This window comes from Neiella marina, from assembly GCF_002165625.1.
GTDB lineage: Bacteria > Pseudomonadota > Gammaproteobacteria > Enterobacterales > Neiellaceae > Neiella > Neiella marina.
Genome location: NZ_NGNS01000009.1, coordinates 71,782 through 94,262 on the forward strand (window position 1 = coordinate 71,782; position 22,481 = coordinate 94,262).

General features: G+C 49.7%; 23 protein-coding genes. 9 read left to right on the forward strand and 14 right to left on the reverse strand.

The genetic code is table 11. The annotated features are described in order from the left end of the window. Positions 1 to 13: 13 nt before the first annotated feature. From CBE68_RS08860 to mak, 8 genes are all read left to right on the forward strand, one after another. Positions 14 to 973 (forward strand): glycosyltransferase, encoded by a 960-nt coding sequence (locus CBE68_RS08860; protein WP_229744710.1) that lies wholly within the window; start codon positions 14 to 16, stop codon positions 971 to 973. Next, positions 970 to 1,842 carry a glycosyltransferase family 2 protein gene (locus CBE68_RS08865; protein ID WP_087505729.1) on the forward strand — a complete coding sequence of 291 codons (873 nt, stop codon included), beginning with the start codon at positions 970 to 972 and terminating at the stop codon, positions 1,840 to 1,842. The genes CBE68_RS08860 and CBE68_RS08865 overlap by 4 nt, the downstream gene beginning before the upstream one ends. A 252-nt stretch (positions 1,843 to 2,094) precedes the next feature. Continuing rightward, positions 2,095 to 3,012, forward strand: coding sequence for a sulfate adenylyltransferase subunit CysD (cysD, locus tag CBE68_RS08870; RefSeq protein ID WP_308477810.1), 918 nt, complete (start codon positions 2,095 to 2,097; stop codon positions 3,010 to 3,012). Further along, the gene (gene cysN / locus CBE68_RS08875) at positions 3,012 to 4,436 is read left to right on the forward strand and encodes a sulfate adenylyltransferase subunit CysN (protein WP_087505731.1); all 1,425 of its coding nucleotides are present in this window, start codon (positions 3,012 to 3,014) and stop codon (positions 4,434 to 4,436) included. The genes cysD and cysN overlap by 1 nt, the downstream gene beginning before the upstream one ends. Further along, the gene (locus CBE68_RS08880) at positions 4,436 to 6,163 is read left to right on the forward strand and encodes an SLC13 family permease (RefSeq protein ID WP_087505732.1); all 1,728 of its coding nucleotides are present in this window, start codon (positions 4,436 to 4,438) and stop codon (positions 6,161 to 6,163) included. The genes cysN and CBE68_RS08880 overlap by 1 nt, the downstream gene beginning before the upstream one ends. Before the next feature lie 15 nt (positions 6,164 to 6,178). Continuing rightward, positions 6,179 to 6,781, forward strand: coding sequence for an adenylyl-sulfate kinase (gene cysC / locus CBE68_RS08885; RefSeq protein ID WP_087505733.1), 603 nt, complete (start codon positions 6,179 to 6,181; stop codon positions 6,779 to 6,781). A 147-nt stretch (positions 6,782 to 6,928) separates the two neighbouring features. Next, a complete protein-coding gene (gene cysQ / locus CBE68_RS08890) occupies positions 6,929 to 7,693 on the forward strand; it encodes a 3'(2'),5'-bisphosphate nucleotidase CysQ (RefSeq protein ID WP_188708134.1) in 765 nt (254 codons plus the stop codon). A 122-nt stretch (positions 7,694 to 7,815) separates the two neighbouring features. Beyond that, a complete protein-coding gene (gene mak, locus CBE68_RS08895; RefSeq protein ID WP_087505735.1) occupies positions 7,816 to 8,730 on the forward strand; it encodes a fructokinase in 915 nt (304 codons plus the stop codon). Here mak and CBE68_RS08900 read toward each other — a convergent pair whose 3' ends face one another. The 5 genes from CBE68_RS08900 to CBE68_RS08920 all read right to left on the reverse strand — a co-directional run bounded on the left by CBE68_RS08900 (position 8,731) and on the right by CBE68_RS08920 (position 12,203). Continuing rightward, a complete protein-coding gene (locus tag CBE68_RS08900) occupies positions 8,731 to 9,366 on the reverse strand; it encodes a CBS domain-containing protein (protein WP_087505736.1) in 636 nt (211 codons plus the stop codon). 257 nt (positions 9,367 to 9,623) lie between these two features. Continuing rightward, the gene (lipA, locus tag CBE68_RS08905; RefSeq protein ID WP_087505737.1) at positions 9,624 to 10,589 is read right to left on the reverse strand and encodes a lipoyl synthase; all 966 of its coding nucleotides are present in this window, start codon (positions 10,587 to 10,589) and stop codon (positions 9,624 to 9,626) included. Next, on the reverse strand, positions 10,582 to 11,238 hold the full coding sequence (gene lipB / locus CBE68_RS08910) for a lipoyl(octanoyl) transferase LipB (RefSeq protein WP_087505738.1): 657 nt from the start codon (positions 11,236 to 11,238) through the stop codon (positions 10,582 to 10,584). Before lipB ends, lipA begins: the two co-directional genes overlap by 8 nt. Positions 11,239 to 11,249: 11 nt before the next feature. Further along, the gene (gene ybeD / locus CBE68_RS08915; protein ID WP_087505739.1) at positions 11,250 to 11,513 is read right to left on the reverse strand and encodes a DUF493 family protein YbeD; all 264 of its coding nucleotides are present in this window, start codon (positions 11,511 to 11,513) and stop codon (positions 11,250 to 11,252) included. A gap of 177 nt (positions 11,514 to 11,690) precedes the next feature. Further along, positions 11,691 to 12,203, reverse strand: coding sequence for a lactoylglutathione lyase family protein (locus tag CBE68_RS08920; RefSeq protein ID WP_087505740.1), 513 nt, complete (start codon positions 12,201 to 12,203; stop codon positions 11,691 to 11,693). Positions 12,204 to 12,314: 111 nt separating this feature from the next. Between CBE68_RS08920 and CBE68_RS08925 the strand changes: the two genes are divergently transcribed. Then, positions 12,315 to 13,187: a LysR family transcriptional regulator gene (locus CBE68_RS08925; protein WP_087505741.1), complete on the forward strand. Its 873-nt coding sequence runs from the start codon at positions 12,315 to 12,317 to the stop codon at positions 13,185 to 13,187. Between the two features lie 14 nt (positions 13,188 to 13,201). Here the strand turns inward: CBE68_RS08925 and CBE68_RS08930 are convergent, their stop codons facing one another. From CBE68_RS08930 to nadD, 9 genes are all read right to left on the reverse strand, one after another. Further along, a complete protein-coding gene (locus CBE68_RS08930) occupies positions 13,202 to 14,629 on the reverse strand; it encodes a hypothetical protein (RefSeq protein WP_087505742.1) in 1,428 nt (475 codons plus the stop codon). 125 nt (positions 14,630 to 14,754) lie between these two features. Then, positions 14,755 to 15,939, reverse strand: coding sequence for a D-alanyl-D-alanine carboxypeptidase family protein (locus CBE68_RS08935; protein WP_087505743.1), 1,185 nt, complete (start codon positions 15,937 to 15,939; stop codon positions 14,755 to 14,757). A gap of 81 nt (positions 15,940 to 16,020) precedes the next feature. Further along, positions 16,021 to 16,914, reverse strand: coding sequence for a septal ring lytic transglycosylase RlpA family protein (locus tag CBE68_RS08940; RefSeq protein WP_087505744.1), 894 nt, complete (start codon positions 16,912 to 16,914; stop codon positions 16,021 to 16,023). Between the two features lie 5 nt (positions 16,915 to 16,919). Beyond that, positions 16,920 to 17,942 carry a lytic murein transglycosylase B gene (mltB, locus tag CBE68_RS08945; protein ID WP_229744711.1) on the reverse strand — a complete coding sequence of 341 codons (1,023 nt, stop codon included), beginning with the start codon at positions 17,940 to 17,942 and terminating at the stop codon, positions 16,920 to 16,922. Continuing rightward, positions 17,939 to 19,066, reverse strand: coding sequence for a rod shape-determining protein RodA (gene rodA, locus CBE68_RS08950; protein ID WP_229744712.1), 1,128 nt, complete (start codon positions 19,064 to 19,066; stop codon positions 17,939 to 17,941). Before rodA ends, mltB begins: the two co-directional genes overlap by 4 nt. Continuing rightward, a complete protein-coding gene (gene mrdA / locus CBE68_RS08955) occupies positions 19,063 to 20,958 on the reverse strand; it encodes a penicillin-binding protein 2 (protein ID WP_087505745.1) in 1,896 nt (631 codons plus the stop codon). Before mrdA ends, rodA begins: the two co-directional genes overlap by 4 nt. 11 nt (positions 20,959 to 20,969) lie before the next feature. Then, a complete protein-coding gene (rlmH, locus tag CBE68_RS08960) occupies positions 20,970 to 21,440 on the reverse strand; it encodes a 23S rRNA (pseudouridine(1915)-N(3))-methyltransferase RlmH (protein ID WP_087505746.1) in 471 nt (156 codons plus the stop codon). Between the two features lie 3 nt (positions 21,441 to 21,443). Then, on the reverse strand, positions 21,444 to 21,761 hold the full coding sequence (gene rsfS / locus CBE68_RS08965; RefSeq protein ID WP_087505804.1) for a ribosome silencing factor: 318 nt from the start codon (positions 21,759 to 21,761) through the stop codon (positions 21,444 to 21,446). A 75-nt stretch (positions 21,762 to 21,836) separates the two neighbouring features. Continuing rightward, positions 21,837 to 22,475, reverse strand: a complete 639-nt coding sequence (gene nadD / locus CBE68_RS08970) for a nicotinate-nucleotide adenylyltransferase (RefSeq protein WP_087505747.1) — start codon at positions 22,473 to 22,475, stop codon at positions 21,837 to 21,839. Between the last annotated feature and the right edge of the window lie 6 nt (positions 22,476 to 22,481).

Sequence of the window (22,481 nt, forward strand, 5' to 3'; positions counted from 1 at the left end):
GAGTGTCACCTGAATGGAATTATCTATTGATAATGCGCAACTAAGGAATACCGTTAGCCCCATGCTGATGGAAACCAGAAAACAATCCGATTTTGTTATCTACTCACATTTCCACCTCGCTAACATCGAGGTTGAAAGTATTGTTGGTATGGCTGTTTATGCCGGGGATCGGGTAGATTGGGTCGCTCTGGCTATTGAAAGTGTACTTCGTCAAACTTATCAAGATTTTTTGCTTTGTGTGGTTATTGATGGCCCCATAGCACCTGATATGCGTGACCTGCTAACGAAGTTGGACAAAGAGCAGCAGCGAATGGTGTTAATTGAGTCCGAAACAAATCTTGGCTTGGCAGCTTGCATGAACGGTGTGATTGATTATGCCAATGAATTTTCGCCGAGCTTCTTCTTTCGGATGGATTCGGATGATATCTGCTTCCGTGGTCGCCTAGCTCGACAAGTTAAGTTTTTCAGAGATAACCCTGGCGTGTCAGTCGTTGGTTCTTCACTAGTTGAGATTGATGAAAAAGGTAGCAGTGTTGGTCGGCGTAAAATGCCAAAGAAGCACCATGAAATTATGAGGTTCATGCCAAAGCGGTGCTCATTAAACCACCCGACTATCGCGATACGATACGATGTACTGGAACAAGGATTTCGATACAACCCTCAATTACAGAATACGCAAGACTACTTTCTATGGGTTGACCTCGCAGTGGCTGGTTTTCAGTTTGCTAACATCAATAAACCGCTGCTTAAGTTTCGTCGCGCCAAAGGTTTTTTCAAGCGCCGCGGGTTGAGTAAATCATTTAACGAGTTTAGGGCTCGACTCTATGCAATGAAAAAACTCGACCGAGTCAGTCCGGGCAATTTGTTTTATGCCTGCTCAGTTTTCGTTATCCGAATGATGCCACCTCCACTATTAAAATTCGCATACAAGTTAGATCGGGTATTGCTCCATTTTCTGGTTCGCAATAAATGATCGCAGCCATTGTCGTCGCCTATTTTCCTGAGGCGGCTCAGCTTGTTAGCCTATTGTTAAAATTGTCCAAACAAGCGCAACATGTCGTTGTTGTTGACAATACGCCAGAACAGTTCGGTACTCCATCTTGGTTGGCTGATTTGGCCACGAGTAACATTCAATGGATAGCTCAAGGTGCCAACGTTGGTATTGCCGAAGCACACAACATAGGAATCAAAGCCGCACAGCTCAGCGGCGCAGAGCAAGTCATCTTATTTGATCAAGACAGCCAAGTTGGTGATGATTTTATTTTGTTACTCTCTAGTGCGGCCTATAAGTTGCGGCAACAGGGGATAAAATTAGCTTGTATCGGTCCTCGGCCATTTTGCATCCATGCGAATCAGCAATCGCGGCCACGTGTCCAACGAGAGTTGCAGCGCTTGGCGGATGTGACGTTAGTTCGGCAGATTATCGCATCGGGCATGCTTATTCGTGTAGCGGACTATAAAGATATTGGCCCAAAAGAAGCGGGGTTGTTTATCGATGGTGTTGATCATGAATGGTGTTGGCGTGCAGCTAGCAAAGGCTACACGGTTGCGATTTGTGAGTCGGTGATTATGCCCCACAAACTGGGTGATGACAGGGGGCGAATAATCGGTATCAGCTACAAAGTTGGTAGTCCTATCCGCCTTTACTACCAGTTTCGCAATACCTGGGTATTAGCTCGCAGATCATATGTGCCAACCTATTGGAAGCTTAGAAACATTGTTGCTCAGCCCGTTCGTTTTGTTTTGATGGGGCTGTTTCAATCGCCTCGGCGGCTGCGCATCAGATATATGCTTAAAGGCGTTTTACATGGTCTGCTGAAGAAACAAGGTCCATACAAATAGCTAGAAGTTGCTCTTGAAGGTTTACAGCTTTTAATTTGGTCTATATTTCTGTTCGCTATAAAAACCCATCTTTATATAGCTATTCCAAACTTATCTTTTCCTTCAACCATAAAAGCTTTACTATTGGCTCCAACTCGAGGCCCAACAACAGAAAGCTGCCAGGCCAAGATTATAGAGTGAGATCTACCTCACGGTTTTCTGGTGGAATCAGATTTCATTCGTTAGACTCCTGATTAGTTTAGCTGGACGAAGATATCGCATATGGACGCTCATACCCTTACCCACCTCAAGGCGCTTGAAGCCGAAAGTATTCACATTATCCGCGAAGTAGCTGCCGAGTTTGATAACCCGGTGATGCTTTACTCTATTGGTAAAGATTCTGCTGTGATGTTGCACCTTGCCCGCAAGGCGTTTGCGCCGGGGAATCTGCCATTTCCACTACTTCACGTCGATACTGACTGGAAATTCCGCGAAATGATTGAGTTTCGCGACAATCTAGCCAAGAAGTATGGCTTTGAACTGTTGGTGCACAAAAACCCCGAAGGCATGGCAATGGGAATGAACCCATTTGACTTTGGTAGTGCTAAACACACCGACGTGATGAAAACCCAAGGCTTGAAACAAGCGCTGGATAAGTATCAGTTTGATGCTGCATTTGGTGGCGCTCGTCGTGACGAAGAGAAGTCGCGCGCGAAAGAACGAGTTTATTCATTCCGCGATAAAAACCACCGTTGGGATCCAAAAAACCAACGCCCGGAGTTGTGGAACATCTACAACGGTAAAGTGAACAAAGGCGAAAGTATTCGCGTGTTCCCATTATCGAACTGGACTGAACTCGATATTTGGCAATACATCTACCTCGAAAACATTGAAATTGTGCCGCTATACAAGTCTGCGGTGCGTCCGGTGGTTGAGCGTGATGGTACATTAATCATGGTTGATGATGACCGTATGCCGCTGGAAGAAGGCGAAGTGCCGATGCAGAAGATGGTTCGCTTCCGTACCTTGGGTTGTTACCCATTGACCGGTGCCGTCGAATCTGAGGCGACAACCTTGCCAGAAATTATTCAGGAAATGCTGCTGACCAAGACGTCAGAGCGTCAGGGCCGAGTCATTGACCATGATCAGGCTGGCTCCATGGAGCAGAAGAAGAAGGAGGGCTACTTCTAATGAGTCACGCATCTGATTTAATCGCCGAAGATATTCAGGCCTACCTGAAACAGCACGAACAAAAAGAACTGCTGCGCTTTTTAACCTGCGGCAGCGTCGATGACGGCAAAAGCACCCTGATTGGTCGTTTGCTGCACGATTCGAAAATGATCTATGAAGATCAACTGTCAGCGATCAAGAAAGACTCGCAGAAGTTCAACACTACCGATGAAGAGTTTGACTTGGCGCTGCTAGTTGATGGCCTGCAGTCTGAACGCGAGCAAGGTATCACCATTGACGTGGCTTATCGCTACTTCTCTACCGACAAGCGTAAGTTCATTATTGCCGACACCCCAGGCCATGAGCAGTACACGCGTAACATGGCGACCGGTGCCTCAACCTGTGATTTGGCCATTTTGATGATTGATGCCCGCCATGGCGTGCAAGTGCAAACCAAGCGTCACAGCTTTATTGTGTCGCTATTGGGCATTCGCCAAGTGGTTGTTGCGGTAAACAAAATGGACTTGATGGACTTCTCTGAAGAGGTCTACAACAAGATCAAAGCCGATTACGAGAAGTTTGCTGAAAAGCTCAATATCCCAAACATTAAGTTTGTACCTATCTCAGCGCTGAAAGGCGACAACGTGGTTGAGCGCAGTGACCAAAGCCCTTGGTATCACGGTGAAACCTTGATGTCGATGCTGGAGAGTGCGGAAATTGCCGCCGCTCGCAACCTGTCTGACTTCCGTTTGCCAGTGCAGTACGTGAATCGTCCTAACCTTAACTTCCGTGGCTTCTGCGGCACTATTGCTGCCGGTATTGTTCGCGTCGGTGACGAAATTACGGCATTACCATCGGGTAAAAGCTCGAAGGTGAAGTCGATTGTTACCTTCGAGGGAGAGTTGCAAGAGGCCTATGCGCCAATGGCAATTACTTTGACGCTGGAAGATGAAATCGACATCAGCCGTGGTGACATGATTGTCCATAGTAACAATCAACCAGAAGTGGCTGGCGCGTTGGACGTCCACATTGTTTGGATGTCTGAAGATGCCTTGGTGGCAAACAAACAGTATGACTTCAAGTTGGCGACTAAGACTGCTAGCGGCTCAATCGCTGACATTCAGTACGCCATTGACGTTAATACCCTAGAGCATGACGATTCTGCGGTCCGTTTGAGCCTTAATGAAATTGGCCGTTGCCAGTTGCATCTGAATCAGCCCGTTGCTTTTGATGCCTATGACAAAATTCCGGGTACTGGTGCCTTTGTCATTATCGACCGCTTGACCAACGTCACTGTTGGCGCAGGTATGGTGATTGGTAAGGGCTCTGATGATAAGTCAGGTGCACAAGCAACTTACAGTGAATTTGAGTGGGAGCTCAATGCACTGATTCGCAAACACTTCCCGCACTGGGAAGCAAAAGATCTGCGCGAGTTATTGAAGTAATGACAACGCAAAGCTGGCTGGTGGTGGCAATATTTATTGCTACCCTGGCCGGTTTAATTCGCTTTCAAAAGCGACCAGCAAAAGTGTTTGGCTGCACTTTGTTGGCGGTCTTTGGTTTTGGTTTGGTATCCACCGAGCAAATGCTATCTAGCTTGGTGAATCCGGGCCTCATCACTCTCATTCTACTGATCATCTGTTCGTTTGCCTTGGAGAAGACCCGTTTTCTGCGATTGATTGCATCAACGGTGATCAAACCTGGGTTTAAACTCACTTGGTTGCGCTTGTTTGGCTCGACCGTCGTTTCATCCGCCTTACTTAACAACACTGCAGTGGTTGCCACCCTGATCGCGCCGATTCGCAGCAACCCGCATCATCCGGCTGGCAAGCTGTTGCTGCCGTTATCCTATGCCGCAATATTGGGCGGCACGCTGACCCTGATTGGCACCTCTACCAACCTGATTGTCGATAGTATGCTGTATGAAACCAGCAACGAGCGCTTAGACTTTTTCGCCTTTACTAGTGTCGGGGTGTTGTTGGTGATTGCTGGAGGCGTGACGTTGTTTTTGTCATCCCGCTGGTTGCCAGATACGCGCGTCACCCAGGGTGACAGCGCCGGCTATTTTCTTGACGCCCAAGTACAGCCCGACTCATCCATGATTGGTAAATCGGTTGAAGAGAATGGTTTGCGTCACCTTGAATCGTTGTTCTTAGTGGAGATTGCCCGCGCTGACCGGCTAATTTCTCCGGTAACACCCGCGGAGACCATTCTTCCTGGCGATCGTTTGGTGTTTTCAGGTGATATTTCCAAGGTGATGCAATTGAGCCAGTTTGATGGCTTAAAAACATTTGCTGATGAAAGCGGCATGCTCGCCTCAAACTTGACTGAAGTGGTTGTTCGCCCCGACAGTTCACTGATTGGCTTATCGCTTAAAAATGCCGGTTTTCGGGCCCGCTTTGATGCCGCTGTCGTTGCCATGCGGCGTGACGGTCAACGTCTGTCTGGCAAGTTAGGTGAAGTGAAGATTCAAGCCGGCGACTTTTTGGTGTTAGCCGTTGGCCCAGACTTCTCATCTCGAAACAACTTAACCAAAAACTTCATTGTTATCTCCGGAGTGGAGCCAGAGACGCGGCTGTCTGGTCAACGAGAATGGATTGCCGGTTTAGGTTTTCTCGCTGTTGTGGCCCTTGCGGCTACTGGAACTTTGAGCTTACTCAAAGGTTTAATGCTATTTTTGGCTGTCCTCTACTTCACCGATTGCCTAAGCTTAAATGAAGTGCAGCGGCGCTTACCGCTCGATATTTGGTTGGTGGTGGCATCAGCACTAACGTTAGCCCATGCGCTAACAAACTCCGGCATGGTGGCAGAGTTTGCAAATTTATTTGCACAGTCATTTGATACCAGCCAGATTTATTTGGCCTTTGTTGGGGTCTATATCATGACGCTGGTGTTGACCGAGTTGGTTACCAATAATGCAGCAGCTGCGTTGGTGTTTCCGATGGCGTACGGCATGGCCCTCGGTTTTAATGTCGACCCAATGCCGTTTGTTATGGCCGTGGCGTTTGGCGCTAGCGCCAGTTTTGTTAGCCCTTATGGCTATCAAACTAACTTGATGGTGTATAACGCCGGTCAGTATCAATTAAAAGATTTTTTACGCGCCGGACTACCGGTGTCACTGGTGTACAGTGTGGTGGTGCTGCTCGCAGTACCTTACTTCTTCCCTTTTTAATGGTGGGACAAGAGCATGGCTGAGAATATTGTTTGGCATGAGCACAAAATTACCCGTGAGCAACGTAATGAGCTTTGTGGACATAAATCTTGCGTACTGTGGTACACAGGTTTAAGCGGCTCCGGTAAATCAACCGTTGCCAACGCAGTAGATGAATTACTGCACAAGCGAGGAGTTCACACTTACGTGCTCGATGGCGACAATGTTCGCCATGGTCTAAATGGTGACTTGGGATTTTCTGACAAAGAACGGGTGGAAAACATCCGCCGCGTTGGTGAGGTGTCTAAGTTGTTTGTGGACGCAGGCATCATCGTTACAACGGCCTTCATTTCACCATTTCGTGCCGATCGCAAATTGGCGCGAAAACTGTTTCCGGAAGGCGAATTTGTTGAAGTGTTTATCGATACGCCGCTGGATGTCTGTGAGAGCCGCGATCCAAAGGGTTTATACAAGAAGGCTCGCGCTGGCAAGATCCCGCACTTTACCGGTATTGATTCGGCTTACGAAGAGCCAGAAGCCGCTGAAGTTCGAGTCGAAACCGATGGCCGCAGTGTGATTGATTGCGCGCATCAAATCGTTGCTTACTTGTCTGACAACGGCTATCTCGCCAGCGAGTAACACATTAAGAAGGGCGGGTCGTTCCGCCTTTCCTGACAGTTTGGTGTGGTGATCTCGCCATACTTACCCTTAAACTAATATTGCTAGCAAACCGCTAGTCGCAATAATCTGCTATTACAAAACAAGGACGACTTGATGTCTGAACTTATTAACCAAGGTTTGGTCGATGCCGTCATCGCAACGGCAAAGAAAGCCGGTGCGGAAATCATGGCAATCTACGACCGAGATTTTTCCATTTACGAGAAAGATGACAAGAGTCCGTTGACTGAGGCTGACTTAGCGGCTCATAAAGTGATTGTCGCCGGTTTGCAGCAACTGCCAGTGTTCTATCCCATTCTTTCTGAAGAGAATGCCGATATTGATTGGGCTGAACGCCAACAATGGGATACTTACTGGTTGGTTGATCCGCTGGATGGCACCAAAGAATTCATCAAGAAAAATGGCGAGTTTACCGTCAATATTGCCCTAGTCAGCAATGGTGTGCCGGTGATGGGCGTGGTTTATGCACCTGCAATTGATACCTTGTACTGGGGCGCAGAAGGCCTTGGTGCTTACAAACAAGTCGCGGACGCAGCGGCCACAACAATCAAAGCCGCTGCAGCTGCAGCCGGTGAAACGGTCAAAGTGGTCGGCAGTCGTTCTCACCCAAGCCCAGATATGGCCGCTTACTTAGAGCAGTTCGACAGCCATGAAATGGTCGCCATGGGAAGTTCACTGAAACTATGCTTGGTGGCCGAAGGCGCGGCTCATGTGTATCCTCGCTTGGGGCCAACATCGGAATGGGACACTGGTGCTGCTCACGGTGTTGCTTTGCAAGCCGGGGCTCGTGTGGTGACTGTTGAAGGTGCGCCGCTGACATATAACCAAAAAGAGTCAGTACTCAACCCGTACTTTATTGTTGAGCCAGTGTGATATCGAATACCTGTGTCGGATCATGATTGACAGAAAGCTGGTAGCCTTTGGCGCCAGCTTTTTTCGTTTTTGGCTCCAACCAATCAGCGCTAACATGAATTCATTTAATCCCAGAGGACAGCATGACCCAGCAACTAAGAATCGGGATTGATCTCGGCGGCACTAAAATCGAATGCATTGCTTTGTCTGCAAACACCGGCCAAGAGTTGTGGCGCCGCCGTGTTGCCACGCCGCGTGGCGATTATTCTGCCACACTTAAAGCCATTACTGACTTGGTCGCTGACGCCGAGTCGACGCTCGCCATCTGTGGTACGGTGGGTCTGGGCATTCCAGGGACCATCTCGGGTCAAACCGGGCGCGTCAAAAATGCTAATTCGACATGGCTTAATGGCGAGGATTTGCAGACTGATCTGGAACAACGATTAAAGCGCCCTGTTCGCATCAGTAACGACGCCAACTGCTTTGCCGTGTCAGAAGCTGTCGACGGTGCCGGCGCTGGTTATGACGCGGTATTTGGCGTCATCCTGGGCACAGGGGTTGGAGCTGGCATTGCTATTCATCAGCAAGCTTGGGGAGGGCACAATGGTGTTGGTGGTGAGTGGGGCCACAACCCGTTGCCTTGGACCACCGAGCAAGAACAGCGGCTGCAGCAAGATTGCTATTGTGGTCGCAGCGGCTGTATCGAAACTTGGCTGGCAGGACCGTCTTTTGCTCGGGTTTACCAACAAATGGGTGGTGAGCCGCTGACTGCGCCGGAAGTGATGAAGCGGGTTACTCATCAAGAGCCTCTGGCCCAGCAAGCCTTTGAGGATTATTGTCAGCGATTAGCGCGATCGCTGGCACATGTGGTCAATGTGCTCGATCCCGGAATCATCGTGCTCGGCGGCGGTATGTCCAATGTCGATGCTATATATCCCAAAGTGAACGAGCTATTGGCTGATTGGGTGTTTGGCCAAGAATGCGTCACGCCAGTTGTGAAGAATCAGCATGGCGACTCCAGCGGCGTTAGAGGTGCCGCTTGGTTGTGGAATACTTGACTAGCACCACAATGACAGTGGCGGATCTTTTGCCAAACAGGACAAAATATCGCGCTTGGTCACTATACCCAACACCCCACCATTGGGTTCAACGACCGGTAATGACGGCGTTTGTTGTTCGATAATGATTTGCGCTGCGCGACGAACATCGGTCACTGGCGCGGTTGAGATCACTTCTGGCTCCAGCAGCTCTGGCGTGTCATTGAGCGTCAGCTGGTGGAACTTAGGAGATGGTAGCTCTAATAGATAATCGGTGAATTTGTGACGCTGGATCAACGAGTGAAGCTGCTGGTTGGCATTGACCACAGGAAAGGCGCTGAATTGATATTGCTTAAATGCTTGGTATATCGACGATAGGCTGGCTGTAAGGTCCAACACTTTAACCGGCTTGGTCATCACCTGATACACGTGGTAGATCAATTCGCGTTGGTTTTTTTCCGGCAGAGTTGCCTTGTAACGAGCAATGGCGCTATGGCTTGGCTGTTGTGATTCCTCGTCGCCTTGAGATAGGTGCACCGATGAATTGGAAAAGTCGGTATTCAGTGACGGCGTGGTTCGGTCGGTGTGATTAACCTGGTAGAGCTTTTCTAAGGGACCGCCAAACAACTTGCCGTTGGTGCTAAATACATAAAACATCCGCGTTCTCCTGTGGTTGCGAATATTGATGCCGCCTCAGCTAAGATGCGGACTGGTTCTTGCTCTCCCGTATAATCATTGTTGTTCTTGGCAGTCTAATGATTGCAATCATTTGAAAAATGCACTGTGCTTGTTCGGCTTACGAATCCAAGCTCGATCGGATCACTACCGTTGTTTTTGTTGTCACAGTAATCTGGTTTTTTGCGACAAAAAAGCCAGTCACAAAGGACTGGCTTGAAAATCAAGTTGGTCAGCGGTTACTTCACTTCTTCACCAGCTGCTTGCTTATCAGCGTGGTAGCTGGAACGAACCAACGGGCCGCAAGCTGCATGCTCAAAGCCCATCTCATAGGCTCGCTCACGGAACATGTCAAACTCGGTTGGATGGACGTAGCGAGTGACAGGTAAGTGATGCAAGCTTGGCTGCAAATACTGGCCAATGGTTAACATGGTGGCATTGTGAGCGCGTAAATCTTCCATCACTTCGAGGATTTGTTCGTTGGTTTCGCCTAAACCCACCATCAAACCTGACTTGGTTGGGATATCTGGGAACATTTCACCAAAGCGACGAATCAATTCCAACGACCACTTGTAGTTGGCACCGGGGCGAGCCATTTTGTATAGCGCTGGTGCTGTTTCCAAGTTGTGGTTGAAGACATCTGGTGGATGCTTCGCCAGCGCTTCCAGTGCGACATCCATCCGGCCACGGAAATCCGGTACTAGAATTTCAATTTGAATATCAGGGCTGTGGCGTCGAATTGCTTCAACACAGGCTGCAAAGTGAGCTGCGCCGCCATCGCGCAAATCGTCACGGTCCACCGATGTGATGACCACATAACGCAAACCCATATCGGCGATAGTACGGCCTAACTTCTCTGGCTCATTCTCGTCGAGCGGTAACGGCTTACCATTGGCGACGTCGCAGAATGGACATTTACGAGTGCAAATGTCACCCATGATCATAAAGGTCGCTGTGCCTTTGTGGAAACATTCTGCGAGGTTAGGGCAGGATGCTTCTTCGCACACTGAGTGCAGGCCGTGTTTACGCATGCCATCTTTAACGCGTTGAATATTGGCGTTATTGGCTGGCAGCTTTACTTTCATCCACTCGGGTTTGCGGAGCAATTGCTCCTTCTCACTGGGGATGACAGTAATCGGAATATGTTGGACTTTATCGGCGTCGCGCTTTTTTACGCCTGCTTCATTTCTTACAGACTTAGTCATTAACTACACTCGGCAATTGGTCAGTATGTTGGGTTGCTGCGTATCCCAAGCGCTCAGCCAATAGTTTGGCGAGTTTGGGTGCGGCTTCGGAGGTGGTGTTGGGGCCGCCCAGAGCTGAACTCTGAGTCATTGCCATGCCGGCGTAGCCGCATGGGTTTATTGTCAGAAATGGTGACAGATCCATGTCGACGTTTAATGCCAAACCATGGAAGGTACAGCCTTTGCGAACGCGGAGCCCTAGGGATGCAATTTTAGCATCATCAACATAGACCCCAGGAGCATCGCACTTGGCGTAAGCTTCGATACCATACTCGTTGAGCAAGCCGATAATAGCCTGCTCCATGTGGGTCACTAGATCGCGAACGGAGATTTTCAAGCGCCGCAAATCCAGCAATAAGTAAATGATTTGCTGACCCGGGCCGTGATAAGTCACTTGACCACCACGATCGGCTTTAACGATAGGAATCTTAGTTTGGCTCAGAATGTGCTCTTCTTTGCCTGCCTGACCTAAAGTAAACACAGGATCGTGCTCGAGCAGCCACAGCTCATCGGCCGTGCTGCTATCACGGCTATTAGTAAAGTCTTGCATCCATTGCCAGCATTGCTGATACGGCTGCTGGCCAATGGTGCGAATAATGAGATTGCTCAACGTCGTCAGTCTTACAGTACGTAACGGACCAAGTCGATGTCACCGAGCGCTTTGTAAAGCGTCTCAACATGTTCTTTACTGGTCACAGTGACGTCGATAGTGACGCTGTGGTAGTTACCTTTTGAGCTTGGCTTTACCTTAGGGGCGTAATCGCCGGGGGCATGCTGCTGAACGACGGCAACAATTTTATCTGGCAATGACTCGTCAGCAACACCCAACACTTTGAAAGGGAAGTTGCAGGGAAAATCGAGTAATTCACCAAATTTGGTATCCATCTTGTTGCTCCAAAAGCTAGCGGTTAAACAGGTAAAGCGGATAAATGGGGATTCTATCACGATCTTTCAACAGTGGATTGCAGATCTTTGTCTGAGTTGTTCTCGCAGCATTCGATAGCTAGTGTATAAAAAACAAACCCCAGGCCTTTGGCGCTGGGGTTTTGATAGTAACTAAGGTTAGTTATAGGCACCGCTAGAGTAATGTAACTCATAGCTATGGCTGTAGATTTCTAGAATGTTGCCAAACGGGTCTTCCATGTAGATCATCCGGTATGGCTTCTCCCCTGGGTAGTAATAACGTGGCGCCTTCATGCGTTTTTTACCGCCAGCAGCAACAATTTTTTCTGCCAAACCTTCAACATCAGGGTCTTGAACACAGAAGTGGAAAACGCCGGTTTTCCAGTATTCAAAGTTGTTTTCAGGGTTTTCCTGATTATCGAATTGGAACAATTCAACACCAATGCGATCGCCAGTCGACATGTGAGCGATGCGAAAGTGTTTCCACCCTGAGCCGAATACATCAGTACACATTTCACCAATGGCAGAGTCGTCTTCGTTGACGTCTGTTGGTGGCATGATGAGATACCAGCCTAGTACTTCGGTATAGAACTTTACTGCTGCTTCCAAGTCAGGCACCGAAATACCGATGTGGGAAAAGGTGCGAGGGTAAGTTGTGTGTTGTTCGGTCATGGGTCTCACCTGTTGTGGTCAATGTCAACTGGGATGAAGTTTAGTCGGACAACGATGAAATTTTAAATTATCATTAATCATCATTTTGATAATTTATATTTATTATTATTCATGTTGAATCCGCTTTATTTGCGTACGTTTTGTCAGTTGGTTGAGACCAAAAATTTTACTCGTACAGCAGAAGCTCTGTTTATGACCCAGCCAGGGGTGACACAGCACATCAAACGCCTCGAGGAGGCTGTCGGTCAACCCTTGCTAAACCGCTTTGGCAAGCAGTTTGAATTGACCATAGCCGGCGAACAGTTGCACCGCTACGCCTTGCAACAACGAGTTGCGGAGCAACAGCTCATGACAGCAATGCAACAAGATCGCGATGATGCCGGTGAGTGTCGCTTAGCTTGTTCTGGTGCCGTCGCTTTGCGCTTGTATCCGGCATTACTGGCGTTGCAGCAGCGGCGATCAGGGTTGAGCTTCTATCTGGAGGCTGCGCCATCAGGACGGATTATTGAGCGAATCAAACTTGGCGATATCGCGGTTGGCATTTGTTCTGAGCAGGTCAATGATGCCACATTGAGTCAACAGAGTTTTGCCACTGACGAGCTGTGCTTGGTGCTGCCGCATACCACTAAGCTCAGTTGGCAGGCATTGATTGAGTTGGGCTTTATCAATCATCCGGATGGTCATCACTTTGCCACGTCGGTATTGCAAGCAAATTTCGCCGAACAGTTTGCTGGCATGGCCGCTATTCCGGAACGAGGTTATGTCAACCAAATCGGTCAGATCTTAACGCCTGTTGCTCTCGGGTTGGGTTTCACTGTGTTGCCAAGGTCGGCAGTTGCAAGCGCGGCAGAGGGGCATCGACTGAAGGTCGCGGCATTGCAACAACCGGTGTATCAAACCTTGTATTGGACAGAAAAAAGACACAAACCACTGGCCAAGCGTTATGGCCGAGTGTTTGATACCGTCAAGCAGCTACTCAATTGAGCAGCTGCGTGTTGTTAGTCGCCAAGCCAATCAATGAGTAGTTCGAAAATTCCGGCTTCGTTACCGGCAAAGACGCTATCTTGATTGTCCAGTGGATGTTCGTTGCTGTTAGGTAATGCGACCAGACCTGCTGAAATCCCCGCGGTAGTGATATAGCCCTCACTACTATCCGGCATATTGCTGGCGGCATACACACCGACAAAAACACTATCAACGAGTCGCTCGATGTCCTCGATGGGAAATTGAAGCTTTGATTGGCGCAGCACCTTCGGATCCATGCTCATAAACGCATAGGTTTGCGTGGCGCTGTCATCGAATATGATGCCAGAGATGACTTTCGGCTTAGCCACGCCATTGTCACTCCAATCGATAGATATTGGATCCAGGCTGATATCTCCGATGTCAATTTGCTGAAGTTCGAAAGCTATTTCCTCCGAGCTGGCGGCGAATTCTCGATTGTGAAGAGCGGAAGACTCTGCTGACCAAACAAAGCGATCAAAGCCGATGGCATCAAATGCTGGCAGTAAGCCGGAAGTGATTGGCGCGGGCAATGACTCTGCTTCTTCCTCTTGCAACGGAGGGGTGTAAAGCCTAATGATGGTCTCCCAGTCTTGGTGCTTACCCGAGACGGTGTAGTAGTAATTGACCGGCACGCTTGAGGTCCAGGGTACCATCCGTGCTTCATGCTCGATGCGAAGCTCCAACACATCGTTGTCGTTGAGTTGCTGGTAGAATTCAAAGCCATAGCTAATGTCGCCATCAATGTCTTGAGTAACAACCATTAAGTAACTATCAGTGCCTTGAAGCGGGCATAGGCTAACGGAATCTATCCACGCCTTTGCGCCCTCAACGATGTCGGCTTTGGTCTCTTGTCCGTTTAACAATAACCGCCTATTTGCTGCAGTGGTAAGGTCATCAATACGAACCGAAACATCTCGACAACCTGAATCAGTTGGTTGCGCTGGCGAATCGATGTCGCTGGAGTCAAACGTCATGTAATCGCCGGCCGGTACGCCGTAGAACAAATGTACTCGTTCTGAGCCATTGGCCTTGGTATTGATCACTCGAAAATATGCCAGTTCATTGTCTTGTAATTCGATGTGATAGCTACCATCGGCACTGACATCAACCGGTTCATATATGCCCAGAGGGGTTAGCTGTTCTACTTCGCCATTGGGACTAAGCGCAGAATCGGAACTATCACCAGAGAGAAAAGCATCGCGATAGATATGGGTAAGTCGAGCGTAACTCAAGGCTGGAGCCTGTTGCTTTGGGGATACGTCTGGCCCATTTGAAGGGAGCACTGCAGTGGTGGTTGGAATAGCAGATTTAGGCTGAGATGTGGAACTCGAACCGCCAGAGCCACCGCCGCAACCACTGAACACAACGGCAAAAATAACAACGAGAGAAAACCGAGCCAAGCGGCTTAGCTGCGTAAACATAATGGAATCCTTTCCAAACTAATTTTGGGGTTGTTGAATTGAGCCAAGCGCGACGCGCTGAGCATTTATTCAAGTTCGCCAAAAAGTATAAAAGAAAAAGCCGCCAGGCGGCGGCTTTTTGAGTATTAGTTTGTCAAATTATGTATAAACAATAAGATATGGTCGATTAACTTGCTCATCCAACCGGCTTCTTCGACATCATGCAAAGCGACGAGCGGGTAGGTGGCAATGTCTTCACCGTCCAGAGTGACGTGAACAACACCGAATTGCTGCCCCTTGCTAATCGGCGCTTCTGGCCGCGAGGTCAGTTCAAAATCTGCTTTTAGGTTCTTCCGTTGACCTTTTGGCAGCGTGGTGGCGACCGTTTCCAAAACACCCAGCTCAATAGTTTCTTGGGTACCAAACCACACTCGCTCTTCAGCAAACACAGTGCCTGGATCATAAGGCACCACGGTTTCAAAGAAACGGAAGCCGTATTGCAGTAGCTTGCGGCTCTCGGCGTTACGAGCACGAGTACTGTCAGTGCCCATCACCACCGCGACCAAGCGCATGTCATCTTTTACTGCAGAAGATACCAAGCTATAACCGGCCTCATTGGTATGGCCGGTTTTAATGCCATCAGCACCTAGGTCTTTGTCCCACAGCAGCGCATTGCGGTTGAACTGCTCACGGCCATCCCAGGTGTAACTTTTATCAGCATAAATGGCATATTCTTCGGGCAAATCGCGGATCAGCGCAGAACCAAGAGTGGCCATGTCGCGAGCGGTAGTGTAGTGCTCAGGATGGTCGAGGCCATGGCTGTTCATAAAATGCGAACCGGACATACCAAGGTGATCGGCATAGGCATTCATCATATCGGCGAAAGCATCTTCAGTGCCGGCCAAATGTTCTGCCACCGCAATACAAGCGTCATTGCCCGATACCACGATAATCCCGCGATTCAATTCACCAAGCGGTACTTCGGTATCGACTTGAACAAACATTAGCGAGGAGCCACGTAACTCTGCATTGGTATAAAGCGAAGCGTTTGGGCCAATTTTGACCATGTCCTGTTCGGTGACATTGCCGTTCTTGATTTCCGTACCCAGCACATAGCTGGTCATCATCTTAGTGAGGCTTGCAGGAGCTAAACGCTCATCGGCATTGTGCTGCACTAGGGTGCGGCCGGTTAGATGGTCGACGAGCACGTATCCTTTGGCGTTAACCTTTGGTGGATCAGGCGTCACAACCGGCGCAGCAAAAGAGATACACGACGTTGCCAGAGCAACCAAACCTGCGGTAAGAGAACGTATTGTTGTGTGCTGAAGCATAATTCGTTTTAGGAGTTGTATGGGTTAAGACTTGTGAGTGTGGCGCTAGCATAACACGCTTGCCGCCCGATGCTCACCGTTTCATTGATAGACCTTAAAGGCGGAAGAAAATTCACCTTTTTTTAATATTTCCAGCAATTTGTTTGCAGATTGCTCGTCAGCAAAAGGTCCAAGCTGGATTTTGTGTAATTTTTGTTCAGAGACTGTTCTTCCTTGAGCATCAAATAACGATGCGAGTTGCTGAATCAGATGGTCTGCTCTGGCTTTATCTTGGGTGGCAGCAACTTGGACAAACCACGCGCGATCACTGGCTGGCGCCACGGTTGATTGGGAACTAGCAGCAACCTTAAGCGGCAGTTTAGGACCCTCAGCCTGCTGCTGTTGCACCAACGCCATAATAGGGTCGGGTTGCTGCCATGGCGGCGTGACGGTTATGGCTTCAATTTTCACCGCCGCCGTGCCGGTTTTTAGCATACCTAGTTTATGAGCTGCGGCGTAGGACAAGTCAATGATTCGGCCACGATGAAACGGGCCGCGATCATTGACTCGAACTACGACCTGCTGACCTGTGTCGAGCCGAGTCACTTTCACAAATGAGGGCAAGGGCAAATGTTTATGGGCTGCCGACATGGCATACATGTTGTAAATTTCGCCATTACTGGTTTTGTGGCCATGGAATTTATTGCCATACCAACTAGCATTGCCTGTTTCGCTGAATCCATCTGCTGAATTCATGACCTTATAGTGCTTGCCGCGAACCGTGTAGTGACGGTTGCCGCCGCGGGATTTGGCCTCGTATTTAGGAATAGCATCTGGAACTTTCGATACGTCAATCGGATCGGCTGGCGCTGAATCTTCACTTTGATGATATCGCTCGGCCTGATAGCGATCTGATTTGCTCATGCCAGAACTGGCGCAGCCCGACAGCAGCGCCACCAAAGTCAAAACCCCGGTTAGTTTGGCTTGATCGATCATGTTTGTTAGCTGGCTGACTGTTGTTCTCGCCAAGCCGCTTCAATTTGCTGACTCAAACGGTAAACCGCCATGGCATAGAGCCGGCTATGGTTGTATCGGGTGATAACATAAAAGTTGTTACAACCTAAGTAGTGATGGGTCAACTGTTCACTTTCAGCCAATGGAAATACCATGACTTTGTCATCATCTGCGAGCTGTTGGCTGGTCTCAATGCCTGCATTTTTTGCGTCAGCCCACACATGTTTAATCTTGGTATTGGTCTGAACTAACGACTCCGCTGCGGGCGGCAATGTCACTTGCTCAACCATACAGGTACCCGGAGTCCAGCCGTGTTCAGCAAAATAATTGGCGACGCTACCAATGGCATCTTGCGGAGAATTCAACAAGTCACGCTGGCCATCGCCATTAAAGTCGACGGCGTAGGCGCGGTAACTTGAACTAATAAACTGTGGAAAACCCATCGCTCCGGCGTAGGAGCCATTGATGGCCGTCGGATCCCAACCTTGCTCATGGCTCAGGGCAAGAAAATGGCCTAGCTCTGAGCGAAAGAACTTCGCTCGTTTCGGGTAATGAAAGCCAAGGGTGTAGAGCGAATCAAGCACCCCTTTGTCACCTTTGAAGCGACCAAAATAGGTTTCAACACCAATGATAGCGACGATGAATTGCGCTGGCACGCCATATGTTTGCTCGGCGCGAGCGAGGGTATCTTGATGGCTTTGCCAGAACTCGACTGCTTGCTCGACCCGCTCAGGCTTGAGGAATATGGTTTGATATTGATACCAAGGCTTGGCCTCCCAAGGGGTGGTGATGCGCTCGATAATATCTTGCTTAAAGGCCGCATGTTGAACTTGCGCGGCGACCCAACTTGGGTCGAGGTTATAACTGGATGAAACCTCATCAATAAAGGTTTGATCAATGGTATTGGTTGCTGACACTGCGGGTGTGGCGGATAGCGCGGCAACTGTCAGTGTTGCTGACATGCCGATGGCCTGCGCACATTGACGCAAACGGCCGAGGAAAAAATTCATATAATCATCCGTCGGTGGGTATGAATGCCCATTAAGATGCCAAAGCCTGCCAACAATGTCACCATCGATGTGCCTCCATAACTGACCAATGGCAGCGGCACCCCAACTACCGGCAGGATGCCCGACACCATGCCGATGTTGACAAAGACATAGACGAAGAAGGTCAAAGTAATGCTGCCTGCGAGCAGACTGCCAAAGGTTGTCTGGGCATTAGCAGCGATGTACAAGCCGCGAAACACGATCAGTAAGTAAAGCAAAAGCAGCAACAATACGCCGGTTAGGCCAAACTCTTCGCTAAATACAGCAAAAATAAAGTCGGTATGCCGCTCAGGTAGGAATTCCAATTGCGATTGGGTGCCCTGCAACCAGCCTTTGCCGCTGATTCCGCCTGAGCCGATAGCGATGGTCGATTGAATAATGTGGTAACCAGAGCCGAGCGGATCGCGCTCAGGGTCAAATAACGTTAATACCCGTTGGCGCTGATAGTCGCGCATTAGATAAAACCACAGCACTGGGATGAAGCCGGCAACGGCAACTGCACCAGCAGCGATGAGCTTCCAGCTAACGCCTGCGAGAAATATTACGAACACCCCAGAAGCAGCAATCAATAGTGAGGTTCCCAGATCGGGCTGACGGGCAATAAGCAGGGTAGGAATTAGGATCAAGACAAAGGCAATGATGACTTTACCAAAACGCGCGGGCAACGCATCGCTGGCGAGGAAGTGGGCGGCCGCGATGGGAACAATCAGCTTCATGATCTCAGAGGGCTGAAAGCGCATAAAACCCAGGTCAATCCAGCGTTGAGCGCCTTTGCCGACCACTCCGACAACGAGGACTGCGACCAGCATCAATGTGCCGATGACGTATATTGGATACGCCCAACGGCGGTAGTTTTCAGGGTTGATTTGAGCCAGAGCGAGCATCACAAACACTGCCACACTGAGGCGGATGATCTGACGGGTGCCCAAGTCCATACTTTGACCGCCAGCGCTGTATATCACCATCAAGCCTACTGCCATCAATACCAATAGCAGCATCAACAAGTAAGCATCAATATGCAGCTTAAACCACACGCTTGGCTTGCGCATTTGCGCTTCGAGCCGCTCAACTGAGCCAAAAATCATGGCGTAGGGATCCCGATTGGCAGAGTGGATTCAAAACCAGTGGTTTCAACATAATGATCGATCACCGCTCTGGCAATAGGTGCAGCGTTTGATGAGCCGCCGCCTTGGTTTTCAATGGCCACGGCAACGACTATTTGCGGGTCATTGATTGGTGCAAAGGCGACGAACATTGCGTTGTCGTGTTTGCGTTTGTTGAGTTTTTCGGCGTCGTATTCTTCATCTTGCTTGAGACTGAATACTTGGGCGGTGCCAGATTTGCCAGCAGACACGTAACTGGTATCGGCAAACGCTTTGCGCGCGGTGCCTTTTTCGGAGTGGTTGACTCGGCGCATGCCCTCGATGGCTTCATCCCAATAAGTGTCTTTTTTCAGTACCACCGGGGGACGTTGATCAGGTGGCATTTGAATGCTGCCTGAGTCCGTCTGAATCGATTGCACCATCCTCGGGGTATAGTTTTTGCCGTGCCGCGCCATAATACCGATGGCGTGAGCCAGTTGCAGTGGCGTTGCGGTCCAATAGCCCTGACCAATGCCGATATTGACGGTATCGCCGAGATACCAAGGCTGGCCGTGGCGCGCTCGCTTCCAGGAGCGAGAAGGTTGCACCGCCGCACTCTCTTCGCGAATATCAATCCCTGTGTATTCACCAAAACCGAATTGACTGGCGAATTCATCAATCTTATCGATACCCAACTTGGTTGCCGCATCGAAGAAGTATATGTTGCACGATTGCTCAATGGCCGAATACAAATCGACCCAGCCGTGGCCCCACTTCTTCCAATCGCGATACTTACGTTTAACGCCCTCGATACGGAACCAACCCGGATCCCAAATTCGGGTTTCGGGGGTGACAATACCTTCATTTAGCGCCAGTAGTGCCAAGATAGGCTTCACCGTCGATGCGGGTGGATACTGGCCCTGCGTTGTCCGGTTGATCAGGGGCCGATCTTCGGAGTTGAGTAACGACCGATAGGCTTTGCCGCTAATGCCTTGAACGAAGGGGTTGGGGTCATAACTGGGGGCCGAAACCAACGCCAGTACGCTGCCGTCGCGCGGGTCGAGTGCCACCACAGCACCGCGCATACCGGTCAACAATTCCTGTGCTTTGAGTTGCAGCTGAATATCTAAACTAAGGCGCAAATCGCTGCCCGGTACGGGCGGCTCAAAAGCAACGGTACGAGTAATACGGCCACGGTTATTGACCTCGACTTCTTGATAGCCAACAGTGCCATGCAATACATCTTCGTAATAGCGCTCAAGGCCTTGTTTGCCGATGTCACGGGTGGCCTTGTAGTTGGCTAGCTTACCGGCTTTGTCGAGATTTTCGACGTCACGCTTATTGATCTTGGCGACATAGCCGACAGCATGAGTGAGGGCGTCGCCGAATGGATAATGGCGTTTCAGTCGGGCTTCGACATAGATGCCAGGATATTGATGCTGACTGACGCTGATCAACGCCACTTCTTGCTCAGTCAGATTTTCTTTCAGAGGGAGCTTTTTGAAGCGCCGAGTGACTCGTGATTGGTCGAGAAATTTCTGCTGCTGCTCTTCTGGAATGGCCAGCATTTGCGACAAACTGGCAACCGTCGCAGGCAAATCATCGACCTCTTCGGGTACTAATTCTAATGAGTAGACCGGCCGATTATCGGCCAACAAAATGCCGTTGCGGTCGTAGATTAAGCCGCGGTTCGGAGCGACTGGTAAGACTCGAATGCGGTTATCGTTTGAGCGGGTGTTAAAGTCTTCGTGGCGGGTAACTTGGAGTTTGTAGAGGTTCGATACCAGAAGCGCCAGCATGACAAACACGATCAACAAAGCGACCACAGCACGGCGATAAAAAAGTGCTGCTTCGGCTTGTCTATCACGAATGGTAATGCGTTGACGCGCTGCCATCGAGCTACCCGCTACTCCCTGTGATACGGATGGTTATTTAACAGACTCCAAGCCCGATAAAGGCTTTCGGCTATGATCACTCGCACCATTGGGTGAGGCAGTGTCAGTGCTGACAACGACCAACGTTGATCTGCTGCGGCAATGCAATCAGGAGCTAGCCCTTCGGGGCCTCCGACCAACAAACTGACGTTGCGTCCGTCCATTTGCCAGTTGGCTAATTGTTTTGATAGTTGCGGCGTGTCCCAAGGTTTACCGGTGACTTCTAAAGTCACAATGCGATTGCCTTTGCCTACGGCACTGAGCATACGTTCGCCTTCTTGCGCCAGAATACGCGGAATATCAGCGTTTTTTCCACGTTTGCCAGCAGCGACCTCGACCAGCTCAAAGGCGCAGTCGCGAGGAAAGCGACCCTGATAGTCGTTAAATGCGGTGGTGACCCAGGCGGGCATACGTTGACCCACCGCGATTAACTGTAAGCGCACGGCTTAACCCCAGAGTTTTTCCAGTTGATAGAACTCGCGCGCATTTTCTTGCATGACGTGTAGGATCACGTCACCGAGATCAACCAAGACCCACTCGCCTTCATCTTGCCCTTCCAAGCCTAGCGCAGGTAAACCTGCATGTTTGGCTTCCGTTGCCACGTGTTCTGCGATGGACTGGACATGACGCTTAGAGTTTCCTGAGCAAATAATCAGGGTATCTGTAATGGTGCTGCGCTCCGCTACATCCAAGGTCATGATGTCCCGACCTTTCATGTCGTCAATTTTGTCAACGATGAAATCAATCAGCTCTTTACCGTGCAACTTGTTCTCCTGCTCTCGGATAGGTTCAAAATACAACCGGGTAAGGTTATCAAATTTAGCTGGCTTGCGTCAGCGCTATTGCTGATAAAGTTGATGGTCGGCGACATATTGCGCAACCGTTGGCGGCAATAGTTGGCTCGCGCAAGCGCCGTGAAGCAATTGCTGGCGGATTTCAGTCGATGAGATTGGCCACAATGGATTGTCTAAGCAAACAATGTGGCCTGCGATTGGTAAGTTAGACAACTCGCTGATACTCAGACCAAACTGTTGCCAAAGCAGTGCTTCCGGGCCCTGTTCGGGGATTTGATCGCCGGGGCGTTGGCAAACCACTAGATGGCAATAGTTCAGCAAATCCTGCCATTGATACCAGCTACTGAGTTTGACGAAGGAGTCCATGCCCATGGTAAAGAATAAGCGGTCCTCTGGATGCTGCTGGCGCAATTGGCGCAAGGTATCAACAGAATAAGATGGTTGTTGTCGACCCAATTCGATGGCGTTAACTTCAAGTCTTGGCTGGTCATTGACTGCCGCTTCGGTCATCGCCAAACGGTGTTTGGCGGTCACCAGAGGTTGCTCTTTGTGCGGTGGTAAATGGTTGGGCAAAAGCTGCATGACATCGAGCTGCAGTTGCTGGCGCACAAAGTTAGCCAGTTGCAGATGACCATTATGAATTGGGTTAAATGTGCCGCCTAGTAAGCCGATGCGTTTAGTCATGGGGTT